At 74.2% G+C, this 15,187-nt stretch carries 13 protein-coding genes; 4 read left to right on the forward strand and 9 right to left on the reverse strand.

The genetic code is table 11. From position 1 onward, the window contains the following. Window positions 1–3: 3 nt before the first annotated feature. Window positions 4–1,059, reverse strand: coding sequence for an LLM class flavin-dependent oxidoreductase (locus tag ABD994_RS08810; RefSeq protein ID WP_345413081.1), 1,056 nt, complete (start codon window positions 1,057–1,059; stop codon window positions 4–6). Between the two features lie 166 nt (window positions 1,060–1,225). Between ABD994_RS08810 and ABD994_RS08815 the strand changes: the two genes are divergently transcribed. Together ABD994_RS08815 and pntB are read left to right on the forward strand one after the other, a co-directional pair. Then, window positions 1,226–2,761 carry a Re/Si-specific NAD(P)(+) transhydrogenase subunit alpha gene (locus tag ABD994_RS08815; RefSeq protein WP_345413084.1) on the forward strand — a complete coding sequence of 512 codons (1,536 nt, stop codon included), beginning with the start codon at window positions 1,226–1,228 and terminating at the stop codon, window positions 2,759–2,761. A 20-nt stretch (window positions 2,762–2,781) separates the two neighbouring features. Further along, complete coding sequence (pntB, locus tag ABD994_RS08820) at window positions 2,782–4,170, forward strand: Re/Si-specific NAD(P)(+) transhydrogenase subunit beta (protein ID WP_345413110.1); 1,389 nt, start codon at window positions 2,782–2,784, stop codon at window positions 4,168–4,170. A gap of 6 nt (window positions 4,171–4,176) precedes the next feature. On the opposite strand, the gene ABD994_RS08825 is transcribed toward pntB, so the two are convergent. Both ABD994_RS08825 and ABD994_RS08830 read right to left on the reverse strand, forming a co-directional pair. Further along, on the reverse strand, window positions 4,177–4,575 hold the full coding sequence (locus ABD994_RS08825) for an ankyrin repeat domain-containing protein (protein WP_345413087.1): 399 nt from the start codon (window positions 4,573–4,575) through the stop codon (window positions 4,177–4,179). A gap of 53 nt (window positions 4,576–4,628) precedes the next feature. Beyond that, the gene (locus tag ABD994_RS08830; RefSeq protein ID WP_345413090.1) at window positions 4,629–5,000 is read right to left on the reverse strand and encodes a hypothetical protein; all 372 of its coding nucleotides are present in this window, start codon (window positions 4,998–5,000) and stop codon (window positions 4,629–4,631) included. 162 nt (window positions 5,001–5,162) lie between these two features. Here ABD994_RS08830 and ABD994_RS08835 point away from each other — a divergent pair, with 162 nt between their 5' ends. Together ABD994_RS08835 and ABD994_RS08840 are read left to right on the forward strand one after the other, a co-directional pair. Beyond that, window positions 5,163–5,819 carry a response regulator transcription factor gene (locus ABD994_RS08835; protein WP_345413092.1) on the forward strand — a complete coding sequence of 219 codons (657 nt, stop codon included), beginning with the start codon at window positions 5,163–5,165 and terminating at the stop codon, window positions 5,817–5,819. Continuing rightward, window positions 5,816–7,696, forward strand: a complete 1,881-nt coding sequence (locus ABD994_RS08840; protein ID WP_345413094.1) for a sensor histidine kinase — start codon at window positions 5,816–5,818, stop codon at window positions 7,694–7,696. Before ABD994_RS08835 ends, ABD994_RS08840 begins: the two co-directional genes overlap by 4 nt. Here the strand turns inward: ABD994_RS08840 and ABD994_RS08845 are convergent, their stop codons facing one another. From ABD994_RS08845 to ABD994_RS08870, 6 genes are all read right to left on the reverse strand, one after another. Then, on the reverse strand, window positions 7,697–8,869 hold the full coding sequence (locus ABD994_RS08845) for an alkaline phosphatase family protein (RefSeq protein WP_345413097.1): 1,173 nt from the start codon (window positions 8,867–8,869) through the stop codon (window positions 7,697–7,699). Window positions 8,870–8,885: 16 nt separating this feature from the next. After that, complete coding sequence (mctP, locus tag ABD994_RS08850; RefSeq protein ID WP_425550042.1) at window positions 8,886–10,544, reverse strand: monocarboxylate uptake permease MctP; 1,659 nt, start codon at window positions 10,542–10,544, stop codon at window positions 8,886–8,888. Next, window positions 10,541–10,831 carry a DUF3311 domain-containing protein gene (locus ABD994_RS08855; RefSeq protein ID WP_345413099.1) on the reverse strand — a complete coding sequence of 97 codons (291 nt, stop codon included), beginning with the start codon at window positions 10,829–10,831 and terminating at the stop codon, window positions 10,541–10,543. Before ABD994_RS08855 ends, mctP begins: the two co-directional genes overlap by 4 nt. Before the next feature lie 205 nt (window positions 10,832–11,036). Then, on the reverse strand, window positions 11,037–12,866 hold the full coding sequence (locus tag ABD994_RS08860) for a phosphoenolpyruvate carboxykinase (GTP) (protein ID WP_345413101.1): 1,830 nt from the start codon (window positions 12,864–12,866) through the stop codon (window positions 11,037–11,039). A 204-nt stretch (window positions 12,867–13,070) separates the two neighbouring features. Then, on the reverse strand, window positions 13,071–13,955 hold the full coding sequence (locus ABD994_RS08865) for an NAD-dependent protein deacetylase (RefSeq protein WP_345413114.1): 885 nt from the start codon (window positions 13,953–13,955) through the stop codon (window positions 13,071–13,073). An 82-nt stretch (window positions 13,956–14,037) separates the two neighbouring features. Further along, window positions 14,038–15,187: metallopeptidase TldD-related protein (locus tag ABD994_RS08870; RefSeq protein ID WP_345413103.1), on the reverse strand; the 1,150-nt coding region annotated here is incomplete at its 5' end.

Consider the following 15,187-nt stretch of genomic DNA (forward strand, 5'->3'; position numbering starts at 1 on the left):
GCGCTACACCTGGGCGAGCGACGGCGCGGCCCCGGTCACGCCCGGCGCGGCGAGACCGAACTCCTGCGCGATCAGCTCGTAGGAGCGGCGCCGCTCGGCGGGGTCGTGGATCGGCGTCACGATCATGATCTCGTCGGCGTCCGCCTCGCGGGCGCGGCGCTCGAGGTCGTCGCGCACCTGCTGCGGGGTGCCGGCGGTGATCTTCGACGCCATCGAGCGCTCGACCTGCAGCTCGGCCGGGGACCAGTCGTGCGCGAGGGCCTCCTCCGGGCTGGGTAGCGGGCCGGGGTTGCCGGTGCGCAGCCGCGCCATCGACAGGGCGTGGGCGCGGCCCATCGCGCGGGCGCGCTCCTCGTCCTCGCTGCACATGACGGCCGCGGCGAGGACGACGTGCGGGTCCTGCGCGCCGGCGGCGTGGCTCGGGCGGAACTGCTGGCGGTAGATCCGTGTGGCCTCGCCGGGGTCGGCGCCGCCGAAGTGCCCGGCGTAGGCGAACCCGGTACCGAACACGGCCGCGGCCTGCCCGCCGTAGTAGCTCGAGGCGAGGATCCACACCGGCGGCAGCGGCACGTCGTCGGGGACGGCGACGATGCCGGCGAAGGGGTGCTCGGCGGGGAAGCCGTCGACGTAGCCGCGCAGCTCGGAGAACTGCTCGGGGAAGTCGTCGGCGGTGAGGGCCTCCCGGCTGCGGCGCAGGGCGATCGCGGTGCGCGGGTCGGTGCCCGGGGCGCGGCCGATGCCGAGGTCGATGCGGTCGGGGTAGAGGCCCGCGAGCGCCCGGAAGGTCTCGGCGACCTTCAGCGGCGAGTGGTTGGGCAGCATGATCCCGCCGGAGCCCACGCGCAGCGTGCTCGTGGCGCCGGCGGCGGCACCGATGAGGACCTCGGGGCTGGAGCTCGCGACGCTCGGGATGCCGTGGTGCTCGGCGAGCCACATGCGCCGGTAGCCCGCACGCTCGACGGTGCGGGCCAGCTCGACGGTCTCGTGGAGGGCCGCCGACGTCGGCGAGCCGGACGGGACCGGCGAGAGGTCCAGGACCGAGAGCGCGAGATCAGCCATGTCCGGTGCAACGCCCCGCCGCCGCGCGGTGATTCCGGCTGACACCGACGGTCGGGTCGGCGGTGTCGGCGGCGACACGTTGTCTCGATGTGGGACACCTGACCCAGGCCTCCTCACCTGCGCGGACTAATCTCGTCCGGGTAGACGTGGTGGGAGGAGCGCGACGGTGCGCATCGGTGTGCCCCGCGAGGCGGGGGAGCGCGAGACCCGCGTGGCCGCGACCCCGGCGACGGTGGTGGGCTTGACGAACCTGGGGGCGACGGTCGTCGTCGAGCCCGGCGCGGGCGAGCGCGCCAGCTTCACCGACGACGCCTACGCGGCGGCGGGCGCCGAGATCGGCGACCCCTGGTCCGCGGACGTCCTGCTCGCCCTGCGCACGCCCGAGGCCGCGCAGCTCGACCGCCTCGCCGCCGGCACGACGGTCATCGCGATGGTCGGGCCCGCCCGCCACCCCGACGTGCTCGCCGACCTCGCCCGCCGCGGCCTGACGGTCCTGGCCACCGACGCCGTGCCCCGCATCTCCCGGGCGCAGTCGCTGGACGTCCTCAGCTCGATGGCCAACATCGCGGGCTACCGCGCCGTCGTCGAGGCCGCGCACCGGTTCGGACGCTTCTTCACCGGCCAGGTCACCGCCGCGGGCAAGGTGCCGCCCGCGACGGTGCTGGTCGCCGGCGCCGGGGTCGCCGGGCTGGCCGCGATCGGCGCCGCCTCGAGCCTCGGCGCGGTCGTGCGGGCCACCGACCCGCGACCCGAGGTCGCCGAGCAGGTCCGCTCGCTGGGCGGGGAGTTCCTGGCCGTCGAGGTGGAGCAGGAGGCGAGCGCCGACGGCTACGCCCGCGCCACCTCGGCCGCCTACGACGCCCGCGCCGCGGAGATCTACAGCGAGCAGGCGGCGCAGGTCGACGTCGTCGTCACCACCGCGCTCATCCCCGGCCGTCCCGCGCCGCGGCTGCTCACGGCCGCCGACGTCGCGAGCATGAAGCCCGGCAGCGTCGTCGTCGACATGGCCGCCGGCCAGGGCGGCAACGTCGAGGGTTCGGTGGCCGACGAGGTCGTCGTCACCGACAATGGGGTGACGATCGTCGGCGACACCGACCTCGCCGCGCGCCTGCCGGCCCAGGCCTCGCAGCTCTACGGCACCAACCTCGTGAACCTGCTCAAGCTGCTGGTGCCCGGCGCGGACGGGGAGCTGGTGCTCGACCTCGACGACGTCGTCATCCGCTCGATGACCGTCGCCCACCACGGCGAGGTGCTCTGGCCGCCGCCGCCGATCCCCGTGTCGGCGGCCCCGAGCGTGCCGGTGGCGCCGGAGGCGTCGACGCCGGTGGTGGCGCCGAAGCGCCCGGCGTCCCCGGCGCGGCGCTACGCCGCCATCGCCGTCGGGCTGGCCCTGCTCTTCCTGGCCACGGCGTTCGCGCCGGCCGAGCTCGCCACCAACCTCACGGTGTTCGTGCTCGCCGTGGTCATCGGCTACTACGTCATCGGCAAGGTGCACCACGCGCTGCACACGCCGCTGATGTCGGTCACCAACGCCATCTCCGGCGTCGTCATCGTCGGGGCGCTGCTGCAGTTCGGCCAGCACGGCGTGGTCGTCTCGGTCCTCGCCGGGATCGCGGTCCTGCTGGCCAGCATCAACATCGTCGGCGGCTTCGCGGTGACACGCCGGATGCTGGCCATGTTCACGAAGGGGCCTGCCCAGTGAGCGCCGAGGCCACCGAGAGCATGGCGACCGCGGCGTACATCGTCGCGGCGCTGCTCACCGTCATGAGCCTCGCCGGGCTGTCCAAGCACGAGACCGCCCGTGCCGGCGTCGCGTACGGCATCGCCGGCATGGCCGTCGCCCTCGTCGCGACCGTCGTGCTCGCGGCCGGCTCGCTGACAGCGGGCGCGGTCGCGCTGCTGGCCGTGGCCATGGTGATCGGCGGCGGCATCGGGCTCTGGCGGGCCCGGGTCGTCGAGATGACCGGCATGCCCGAGCTCATCGCGCTGCTGCACAGCTTCGTCGGGCTCGCCGCCGTCCTCGTGGGGTGGAACGGCTACCTGGAGGTCGAGTCGGAGGGGCCGGCGCAGACCACCGTCGCGCCCGAGCTGCTCGGCATCCACTCCGTCGAGGTCGGCGTCGGGGTGTTCATCGGCGCCGTGACGTTCACCGGCTCGATCGTCGCCTACGGCAAGCTCTCCGGGCGCATGAAGTCGCGGCCGCTGACGCTGCCGGGCAAGAACGTCCTCAACCTCGGCGCGCTGGTGGCCTTCGCCGCGCTGACCGTCGGCTTCACCATTACGCCCTCGCTCGGGCTGATGATCGCGATCACCGCGGTCGCGCTGGGGCTGGGCTGGCACCTCGTCGCGTCGATCGGCGGCGGCGACATGCCCGTCGTCGTGTCGATGCTCAACAGCTACTCGGGGTGGGCCGCCGCGGCGTCGGGCTTCCTGCTCGACAACACGCTGCTGATCGTCACCGGCGCGCTCGTCGGCTCCTCCGGTGCCTACCTGTCCTACGTGATGTGCCAGGCGATGAACCGCTCGTTCCTGTCGGTCATCGCCGGCGGCTTCGGCGTGGAGTCCGGGACGTCGGCGGTCGTCGAGGGCGAGCACCGCGAGGTCACCGCCGACGAGGTCGCGGAGATGCTCACCGACGCGTCGTCGGTGGTCATCGTCCCGGGCTACGGCATGGCCGTGGCCCAGGCGCAGTACCCGGTCGCCGACCTCACCCGCCGACTGGTCGACCGCGGCGTCGACGTCCGCTTCGGCATCCACCCGGTGGCAGGGCGCCTGCCCGGGCACATGAACGTGCTGCTGGCCGAGGCCAAGGTGCCCTACGACATCGTCCTCGAGATGGACGAGATCAACGACGACCTGGCGTCGACCAGCGTCGTGCTCGTCATCGGAGCCAACGACACCGTCAACCCGGCGGCGATGGAGGACCCGAACAGCCCCATCGCCGGCATGCCGGTGCTGCGGGTGTGGGAGGCCAAGGACGTCGTGGTGTTCAAGCGCTCGATGGCCGTGGGCTACGCCGGCGTGCAGAACCCGCTGTTCTTCCGCGAGAACACGTCGATGATCTTCGGCGACGCGAAGGTCCGGGTGGAGGACATCCTCAAGGCGCTCTAGTCGCCTTCAGGGATCGAGGATCTCGAGGAGGTCCTCCCGCTCGAACATCCGCGCGGTGTCGACCGCGGTGGGGTGACCGGCGCGGACGTCGGCCCCGGCCGCGACGAGCGCCCGGACGACGGCCTCCTCGCCCTTGAACACCGCCCCGGCGATCGGGGACTGGCCGCGGTCGTTGAGACGGTCGACGTCGGCGCCCCGCGCGACGAGCACGGACACCGCCTCGGCGTGCCCGTGGTAGGCGGCGAGCATGACCAGCGTGTCGCCGTGCTCGTTGGTGAGGTCCACCGGGACGCCGGCGTCGACGTAGTCCGCGAGCGAGGCCGCGTCGCCGTCGCGGGCCATCCCGAACACCCGCGTCGCGAGGTCGCGGACGCCCTCGGGGACCGGGTCGGGCGGGTCGCTCATCGCGCCCGATCCTAGGCGCCGCGACGGAGCGAGGGACGCCCTCGCTCGCGGGTTCACGCACCCACGCGGGCCCGCGCGCGGCTCATCAGGAGCACGACGGCGACGATCGTGAGGACGACGGTCGCGGCGCCCCACGCCACGAACGGCGCGGGCACGTCGGGCACGAAGAACGCCGGCAGGGCCGTGATCGCGGAGAGGATGCGCGAGACGGCGATGACCCGGACGGCGGCGCGGCTGCCCGAGCGGGCGACGAGCACCGCCGCGACCAGCGTCACCACGCCCATCACGGCCGAGAAGACCATGACGACCAGCGGCGGGCCCTGGCCGTCCGGAGCCGTCGGGACGAAGGCGCCGGCGATGTCGACGACGGCGAGGACGACGCAGATCCAGAAGCCGATCTTCGCGCGGGAGGGCAGGGTGCTCATGGGGTGCTCCGGGGCGGGACGGGACGGTGACGTGGGAGAAGCCTGCGTGTCGAGCACCCGCCGTCACAACGGGGCGCGTTCCCGGTCGTCCGGGCATCTTCCCGGGTGAATCGGGGACGCGGGACCGGAGACACCCCGACCGCGCAGTGTCACGATCTCGACGTGACCGCCACACCGCCGATCCGGGTCGTCCTCGCCGACGACCATCCGGTGGTGCGCCGCGGGCTCGCCGCGCTGCTCGACTCGGTGGAGGGCGTCGCCGTCGTGGGGCAGGCCGCGACGGGGCGCGAGGCGGTCCGCGAGGCCCAGCTGCTGGCGCCGGACGTCGTGCTCATGGACGTCCAGATGCCCGACCTCGACGGCGTCGAGGCCACCCGGCGGATCGCGGCGGCGATCCCGGGCGTGGCGGTCCTCGTCCTGACCATGCACGACGACGACGAGACCGTGCTGGCGGCGCTGCGCGCGGGCGCCCGGGGCTACCTGCTCAAGGGCGCGGACCAGGAGGAGATCCGGCGCGCGGTGCACGCCGTGGTGGCCGGGGAGATGATCGTCGCGCCGGGGGCCGCCGCCCACGTCGTCGCGCGGCTCGCCGCACCGGCCGCGCCCGCGGTCCCGTTCCCCGAGCTGACGCCGCGCGAGCGCGACGTGCTCGACGCGCTGGCCCGCGGACGGCCGAACGGGACCATCGCGGCCGACCTCGGCCTCGCCCCCAAGACGGTCGGCAACCACGTCTCGGCGATCTTCACCAAGCTCGGCGTGGCCACCCGCGCCGAGGCGGTCGTGCGCGCCCGGCACGAGGGGCTGGGCGGGTCGGGGTGACCGCGCGGCCGACGCCCGGCGAGATCGCCGCCGGCGGCGCGGTCCTCGCCGCCGTCGTCGCGGTCGTGCTCCGGCCCCCGGTCAGCGGCCCGGGCGTGGCGTGGACCGCCGGGGCGCTGGTGCTGGGGACCGGCGGGCTGGTCGCGGCCGCCGTGGTGCGCCGCGGCGGCGGGGCTCGCGGACCGACGGCGTGGACGACGGCGGTCGGCGCCGCCCTGCTCGCCCTCGCGCTGCTCGAGGCCGCGGTCGACCGGGCGCCGGCGCTGGCTACGGTCGAGCAGCGCGCCCTGGCCGTCGTGCTGGCGCTGCTCCTGCCCGGGCTCGTGCTCACCTTCCCCACCGGCGACCTGCACGGCACCGTCGGGCGGGCGGCGGCCGGTGTCGTCGCCGTGTGCGGGCTGGCGATGGTCGTGGCGCCGATCGCGCCCGTCGCCCTCCCGGCCTCGGTGCTGCTGTGCACCGCGCTCGCGGCCGCGGTGTGGGTCCGCGCGGACGGGGCACGCGACCTCGAGCGCGAGCGGATCCTGTGGGTGCTGCTCGGGGCGGGCGCCGCGGCGCTGGCCGACGTGCACCTGCTCTTCGCCGTCGAGCAGGTCCCCGGCACCGTGCTCGCGGCGGTCCTCGTCTCTGCGGCGGTGCTGTGCGGGCTGGCGGTGCCGGCGTCGCTGGTCGTCGCCCTGCTCGCCCCGCGGGTCGCCGACGTCCGCCGGGCGATCTCGGGCGTCGCGGTCGTCATCGTCATGGTCGACCTCGCCCTCGGCGCCTTCGCCGGCACGCTGGCGGTGCTCGAGGTGACGACGGGGCGGCCGCCGTCACGGGCGGTGGCGTCGGTGGTCTGCGTCGTCGTCGCGGCGCTGTTCCACCCCGCCCTCGTCCGGGTGCGGGAGACCCTGGACCAGGTGATGTTCGGGGGCCGCCCCGACCCCGTCGGCGTCGTGTCCGTGCTCGGGGACGAGCTGCGCCGCGGCGGCGGCCCGCAGCAGTGGCTGGACGCGCTGCGGGCGTCGGTGGACCTGCCGTCGGTGGCGCTGCACCACGACGGCCACGTCGTCGCGGCCGCCGGGCACACCGACGGGCCGGTGACGACGATCCCGCTGCAGGCCGGCGAGGAGCACGTCGGCGACCTCGTCGTCGGCCTGCCCGAGCACCACCGCGAGCTGCCGCGGGCCACCGACGCCGTGCTGGGCCTGGTGGCCGGGCCGCTGGCCCGCGCGCTGCAGAGCGCCCGGCTCGCCGACGAGGTGCAGCGCTCGCGGCGGCTCGTCGTGCTCGCGGCCGAGGAGGAGCGCCGCCGGCTGCGCCGCGACCTGCACGACGGCCTGGGCCCGGTGCTGGCCGGCGTGGCCTACACCGCCGACGCGGCCCGCAACGTCGCCGCCACCCGCCCGGGGCGGGCGTCCGAGCTGATCGCCGAGCTGCGCGGTGACGTCGCCGGCGCCATCGCCGAGGTCCGCCGGCTCGTCCACGACCTGCGGCCCCCGGTGCTCGACCAGCTCGGCCTGGTCCCCGCGCTGCGCCAGCAGGCCGAGCGGATCACCCAGGACGCCGACGGCCCGACGGTGACGGTGGCGGCGGACGCGGTCGGGACCCTGCCCGCGGCGGTCGAGGTCGCCGCCTACCGGGTGGTGACCGAGGCCGTGTTCAACGTCGTCCGCCACGCCGGCGCGAGCGCGGCGACGGTGGCGGTGCGGCGCCGCGACGGTGTGCTCGACCTGCTGGTCGCCGACGACGGCGGCGCCGGCCCGTCCTGGACGCCCGGGGTGGGGCTGACGTCGATGCGCGAGCGGCTCGACCAGCTCGGCGGCTCGCTCGACGCCGGGGCGACGCCGGACGGCGGCCGGGTGCGGGCCCGGATCCCGGTGCCGACGGAGGGCTGATCAGCCGTGCGCGAGCAGCAGCGGCACGTGCTGCTCGGCGTCGGTGAACGAGCCGTGGTGGCCGACCAGGGCGGTCTCCATCGGCTCGATCCGCGAGCGCACGAGCGTCCAGTTGCCCTCGGCCGCCGCCACGACGTCGCCGATGCGCCCGCGGGCGGCGTCGGTGACCTCCGCGCCGAACCAGCCGTCGGCGATCGCCTCGTCCCGGGTGCGGACGCGGGCGGCGTCGCCGAGCTCGCCCCGCCACGCCGCGACGACGTCCTCCAGGGCCCCGTCGGCGGCGAACACGTGCCGCACCCGCGCCTCCCCGGCGAGGCGGCGCACGCCGCGGAGCAGGGCCGGGGTGGTGTCGAGGTCGATGCGCCAGCCCGCGTCGGTGGCCACCATCCCGTGGTCGGCGACGACGGCGAGGACGGTGTCCGGCGGCAGGTCCTCGGCGACCTGGGCCACCAGCCGGTCGACGACGCCGAGCTGCAGCCGCCACGGCAGCGAGCCGGGGCCGTGCGCGTGGCCGATCATGTCGAGGTCGCCGTGGTAGGCGTAGCAGAACGCCGGCTCGTCGGCGGTGGCCTCGCCGAGCGCCTCGACCACGGCGGCGCCGAGGTCGCCCAGCGCCGTCACCCCGCGGAAGCGACACCCGCGCAGGGCCGCCCGCGTCAGCCCGGACCGACGCTGGATCTCCGGCGCGACCGTGGTCACGGTGACGCCCGCCCGCGCGGCGCGCTGCAGCACCGTCGGCACCGGCTGCACCTGCTCGGGCGGCAGCTCGCGGCGCAGGTCGACCGGGTCGGTGGAGCCGTGCGCGCACCAGCGCAGGGTGTTGAGCACGACGTCCGCGGGCGCGTCCGGGTGGTCGAGCGGCGGCACGGCCATGCTGTAGCCGACGATCCCGTGCCCGCCCGCGGGCAGGCCGGTGCCGAGGCTGGTGACGCTGACGGCCGTCGTCGACGGGAAGCCGGCGTCGAGCGTCCGGCCGCGGGCGGCGAGCTCGGCCAGCGCCGGGGCGTGGTCGGCGTGCTCGGCGACGAGGTCGGCGCCCATCCCGTCGACCAGCAGCAGCGCCACCCCGCGGATCCCGCCGCCGACGCCGCCCCCGATGCCGAGGGTGTCGGTGAACCCCTCGACGCCGAGGGCGGCGGCCAGCGACGGCGAGACGTCCGCCAGGGTGCTCATGCGTGCGGAGTATGGCTCACACGCTCGTCACGGCCTCCGGCGTCGTCGACTCCGGCACGCGTGTCGCGTGGTAGTCGGACGTGGCGGTGTGGTCGCGGCCCTCGGGCGTGCCCAGCGCGCGCAGCACGAGCGTCCCGACGGCGGCGACGACGAGGTTGAGGATCAGCGCCACGAAGCCGACGTAGATCTGGACCTTCGAGCCGTCCCACGGCGCCCAGCCGAAGAACGACAGCTTGTCCAGCGCGAGCGCGGACCCGCCGAAGTGGCGGCCGGTGTTCGGGTTGACGATCCCGTAGAGCAGGTACATGCCCCACGCCAGCCCGGCGACCCAGCCCGCGACCAGCGCCCACCGGTGGAACCAGCGCGTGTAGAGCGCGATGGCCACGGCCGGCAGCGTCATCAGGATGATCACGCCGCCGATGAGCTGGAGGTCGACGGAGAACTGCGGGTCGATGAGCACGATGAACAGCACCGCGCCGACCTTGACCACCAGCGACGCGAGCTTGGCCTGGCGGGCCTCGTCGCGCGGCGTCGCGTCACGGCGGATGAACTCCTTGTAGATGTTGCGGGTCCACAGGTTCGCCGCGGCGATCGACATGATCGCGGCGGGGACCAGCGCGCCGATGCCGATCGCGGCGAAGGCGATGCCGGCGAACCACGACGGGAACTGGTTGTCGAACAGCACGGGGACGATCGTGTTGGTGTCCGCGCGCCCGGTGGAGCCGTTGACGATGGGCTTCACGCCGGCGGCGATGGCGACGTAGCCGAGCAGCGCGAGCAGGGCCAGCAGGAACGAGTACGCCGGCAGCGCGGCCATGTTGCGGCGGATCGTGCTGCGGCTCTGGCTCGACAGCACGCCGGTCACCGAGTGCGGGTAGAGGAACAGCGCGAGCGCGCTGCCCAGCGCCAGCGTGGCGTACTGCAGCTGGTTGTTGGCCGTCAGCAGGATCGAGCCCGCGGGCTGGCCGGTGGCCGGCGAGGGCTGCGAGAGCTTCGCCTGCCCGGCGTCGAAGATCGCGCCCCAGCCACCGAGCTTGAGCGGCAGGTAGATGATCGCGACGAGGATGACCAGGTAGATCAGCAGGTCCTTGACCACCGCGATCAGCGCCGGCGCCCGCAGCCCCGACTGGTAGGTGTAGGCGGCGAGCACGACGAACGCGATGAACAGCGGCGCGTGGCCCCAGAACCCGGTGCCGTTGAGGCCGATCGTGCGCAGCACGGCCTCGAGCCCCGCGAGCTGCAGGGCGATGTAGGGCATCGTCGCGACGATGCCGGTGATCGCGATGAGCAGCGCCAGCAGCGGGGAGTCGTAGCGGCCGCGCACGAAGTCGGCCGGGGTGACGTAGCCGTGCACCCGCGAGACCGACCAGAGCCGCAGCAGCGGCAGCATGACCAGCGGGAACGCGATGATCGTGTAGGGCACCGCGTAGAAGCCGAGCGCGCCGGAGGAGAACAGCAGCGCCGGGATCGCGACGAACGTGTACGCGGTGTAGAGGTCGCCGCCCAGCAGGAACCACGTGACCCAGGAGCCGAAGCGCCGCCCGCCCAGGCCCCACTCGTCGAGGTGCTCGAGGTCGGTGGCACGGCGCCACCGGCTCGCCATGAAGCCCATGACCGCGACGGCCACGAACAGCGCGACGAAGATGACCAGCTCGACCGTCTGCGTGCCGTTCACTGCTCGCCCTCCTCGTCGACGTGGCGGGTGAGCCGGTGCACGGCGACCGTGCAGAGGATGCCGACCGGGATCACGAGCAGCTGGAACCAGTAGAAGAACGGGAGCCCGGCCAGCGTCGGCTCCTCGCTGTTGAACAGGAACGGCAGGATCGAGACCAGCGGGACCAACAGCAGCAGGTTGATCCACCGGAAGCGGACGTCGGTCCAGCCGCGGGGCGGGCTCTCCGGCGGCGACGTCTCCTCCGTCGGGCTCGAGGACTCCCCGGGTGGTGGGGCGGACGTCGTCATCGCTCGGACCTCCTCGTCGGCGCGGGCTCACGCAGAGCCGAGCGATGGTAAGCCCACCGTGACGTCGAGGTGAAGCGCTTGCGTCGAGGCGCAGCCCACTGCTCCGGATGCGCCCGGCCCCGGACGAACGAACGGCGCCTTCGCTGCTTCCGAAGCTGCGAAGGCGCCGATCGTTCGTGCTGGTGGGCGGGGCCCGTGGTGGTGCCTAGCTCGCGTCGAGACGCTGCTTGAGGGCCTCGAGCTCGTCGCGCATCGAGGTCGGCAGGGACTCGCCGATCTTGTCGAACCACTCCTCGATGAGCGGCAGCTCCTCGAGCCACTCCTCGCGGTCGAAGCGCAGCGACGCCTCGATGTCCTCCAGTGGCTCGGACAGGCCTTCGATGTCGATCTGGTCGGCGCCCGGCACGTGCCCGATCGGCGTCTCGGTGGCGGCGGCCTTGCCCTCGAGCCGCTCGATGATCCACTTGAGGACGCGGCTGTTCTCGCCGAACCCGGGCCAGAGGAAGCGGTTGTCCTCGCCGCGACGGAACCAGTTGACGTAGAAGATCTTCGGCAGCTGGGTGGCGTCGGCGCTCTTGCCCACGTTCACCCAGTGCTGGAAGTAGTCGCCGACGTTGTAGCCGAGGAACGGCAGCATCGCCATCGGGTCGCGGCGGACCTGGCCCTTGCCGCCCTTGGCCGCCGCGGTCATCTCGCTGGACATCGTGGCGCCCATGAACGTGCCGTGCTGCCAGTCGAACGACTCGGTGACCAGCGGGACCGTCGTCTTGCGGCGGCCGCCGAACAGGATCGCCGAGATCGGCACGCCCTGCGGGTCGTCCCACTCGGGGGCGACGACGGGGCACTGCGAGATCGGCACGGTGTAGCGCGAGTTCGGGTGCGCGGCCGGCTTGGCCGAGCCGGGCGTCCAGTCGTCACCGGTCCACGCCGTCAGGTGCTGGGGGTCGCCCTCGAGGCCCTCCCACCAGACGTCCCCGTCGTCGGTCAGCGCCACGTTGGTGAACAGGGCGTTGCCCTGCTCGATGGTGCGCATCGCGTTCGGGTTGGTCTTCCAGTTGGTGCCCGGCGCGACGCCGAAGAAGCCGAACTCCGGGTTCACCGCGTACAGCCGGCCGTCGTCGCCGAAGCGCATCCAGGCGATGTCGTCGCCGACGGTCTCGGCGCGCCAGCCCGGGACGGTGGGCTGGAGCATCGCGAGGTTGGTCTTGCCGCACGCCGACGGGAAGGCCGCCGCGACGTAGTAGGCCTTCTCCTCGGGGCTGATGAGCTTGAGGATCAGCATGTGCTCGGCGAGCCAGCCCTCGTCGCGGGCCATGGCCGAGGCGATGCGCAGCGAGTAGCACTTCTTGCCCAGCAGCGCGTTGCCGCCGTAGCCGGAGCCGAAACTCCAGATCTCGCGCGTCTCCGGGAAGTGGCTGATGTACTTCGTGTCGTTGCAGGGCCAGGGCACGTCGGCCTGGCCGGGCTCGAGCGGGGCGCCGACGGAGTGCAGCGCCGGGACCCACTCGGAGTCCGCCGCCTCGAGGCGCTCGTTCACCGCCGCGCCCATGCGCGTCATGATGTGCATCGAGGTCACGACGTAGGCGCTGTCGGAGATCTCCACGCCGAGCTTCGGGTGCTCCGCGTTCACCGGGCCCATGCAGAACGGGATGACGTACATGGTCCGCCCGCGCATGCAGCCGCGGTACAGCTCGCGCATGGTGGCCTTCATCTCGGCCGGGTCCATCCAGTTGTTGGTGACCCCCGCGTCGCGGCGGTCGACCGAACAGATGAAGGTGCGCTCCTCGACGCGCGCCACGTCGTCGGGGTCGGACGCCGCGTAGAACGAGTTCGGCTTCTTCGCGGGGTCGAGGCGCACGTACGTGCCGGCCTCGACGAGCTCCGCGGTGAGACGGTCCCACTCCTCCTGCGATCCGTCGCACCACACGACGCGGTCAGGAGTGGTGAGGTCCGCGACCTCGGCCACCCACTCGATTACCTCGCGGCGTCCGATCGGCGGGTTCTCGAGTCCTTGGATGGTCGGAACAGCAGTCATGCGTCTCCTCGGTCGCTGGCTCTCGCTCGCCGCAACGCCGCGACCGCGAAGGCGGCCCCGGTCGCCTCGGGAACGGCGTAGCAGGGGCACGGGCGGCCGTGCCCCTGAATACTCCGTCGGGGTGTTCGACGTTAACGAGAGTTCCTCGACAGGACACCGCCGGGAGCTGTCGGGGGACTCACTTCCACGATCAAGCTGAACGATTCAGGCTCGATCGAGCAGCCCGAGGGTGGCCAGGCACGCCGGCAGGACCTCGCCCAGTGCGCCGGTGAGCCGGACGTCGGCGACGGCGTCCGCCCGGCTCGGGCCGGCCGTCACCACGGCCACCGGCAGCCCGCGGCGGGTGGCGGCGTGCACGAAGCGCAGGCCGGACATCACCGTCAGCGAGGAGCCGAGGACGACCAGGCTGCGGGCGCCGTCGACGAGGTCGAAGCACTGCTGCACGCGGGGCCGGGGCACCGACTCCCCGAAGAAGACGACGTCGGGCTTCAGCGGGCCGGCGCCGCACGCGGGGCAGTCGATCATCGCGAAGCGATCGAGCTCGGCGTCGGGGAGCTCGGCGTCGCCGTCGGGGTTGATCGCTCCCGCTCGGGCGTCGAAGCCCGGGTTGAGCGCGGCGAGGCGCTGCTGGATCGCCGGGCGCGGCAGCGTCGCGCCGCACCCGAGGCACACGACGCGGCCGAGCGCGCCGTGCAGCTCGACGACGTCGCGGGCGCCGGCGGCCTGGTGCAGCCCGTCGACGTTCTGCGTGATGACGCCGCGCAGCAGGCCCGTGCGCTGCAGGGCGGCGACGGCCCGGTGCCCGTCGTTGGGCCGCGCGCCGGCGATCTGCGGCCAGCCGACGTGGCTGCGCGCCCAGTACCGGTGGCGGGCGACGGGGTCGCCGACGAAGGCGTCGTAGGTCATCGGGGCGTGGCGCCGGGCCGCGCTCGTGGGGCCGCGGTAGTCGGGGATGCCGGAGTCGGTGGAGATACCGGCGCCGGTGAGCACGAGCGCGCCACCCTCGGCGAGCAGCGTGGCCAGCCCGTTGACGTCCCCCCGCACAGGGACGTCGGCCTCCCACGCCTCCTGCGGCGCGGTGTAGCGCATCAGCGAACGGACCACGCTCCCATCATGCGCCTCCCACGTGCGTGATCTTCCGAGCTATAGCTCGGAAGATCACACACGTACGTCAGCGGCCGGGGGACACCGAGGTCATGTGGAAGTCGGGGACGCGCAGCGGGGGCATGGCCGCGCGGGTGAACCAGTCCTTCCACTCGCGCGGCAGGGTGCGCTCGGTGGTGCCGGCCTCGGTGGCGCGGCGCAGGAGGTCCAGCGGCGACTCGTTGAACCGGAAGTTGTTCACCTCGCCGACGATCTCGCCGGACTCCACCAGGTAGACGCCGTCCCGGGTCAGACCCGTGAGCAGCAGTGTCGCCGGGTCGACCTCGCGGATGTACCAGAGGCACGTCAGCAGCAGGCCGTGCTCGGTGGCGGCCACCATCTCCTCCAGGCGGGCGTCCTCGCCGCCGGTGAGCACGAGGTTGTCGGTCGGCGCGGCGAACGGCGCCCCGTACTCCTGCGCCGCGGCCCGCGGGTAGGCGAGCGTCGCCACGGTCCCGTCGCGGACCCACTCGACGCGGCCGGTCTCCGCGCCGTTGTCGAACACCGAGACCTCGTCGCCGGAGTAGGTCGTCGCGAGCACGGGGGTGTAGGCGAGGTCGGGGAAGCCGGGCGCGGCCGGGTCGCCGGCGAGCGTCAGCGGCAGCGTCCCGAGCCGCTCGCCGACGCGGGTGCCGCCGGCGCGGGAGAACGCCGAGCGCCCCTCCTGGGCCGGGCGCCCGCCCATCGACCAGGCCAGGTAGATCATCAGGTCGGAGACCGCGGACGGCGGCAGGATCGTCTCGTGGCGCCCGGCGGGCAGGTCGATCCGGCGCCGTCCCCACGGCAGCCGGTCGTGCAGGCGGCCGACGAGCGCCGCGACGTCGACGGTCCGGACGTCGGTCGCGCCCTCGCCGCCCCACACCGAGGTGCCGGTCGCCGGGTCCTTGAGGTTGAGCTCGACCGACGCGGTCGGCTCGACCCAGCGTCGCCGCAGGCCCGTCGAGGTGCCGAGCCACGTGGTGGTGACGCGGTCCTCGGCGAAGCCGAACGACGTCGCGTCGGGGCGGAACGACGCCCCCAGCTCGTCGGCGAGCCGGGCGAAGACGGCCGGGGAGGTCTCGGCGGCCTCCCGCTCCCAGTCGCGGTCGGCGTCGCCGGTCGGCGCCGGGAGCGGGGCCGCGTCCCGGGCGGGCCCCGCGCGCCGGGCGGCCGCCGCGGCCCCGGCGACGGCCTCGTCG

Origin of the sequence: Actinomycetospora chlora (assembly GCF_039542135.1) — a bacterium.
Lineage (GTDB): Bacteria > Actinomycetota > Actinomycetes > Mycobacteriales > Pseudonocardiaceae > Actinomycetospora > Actinomycetospora chlora.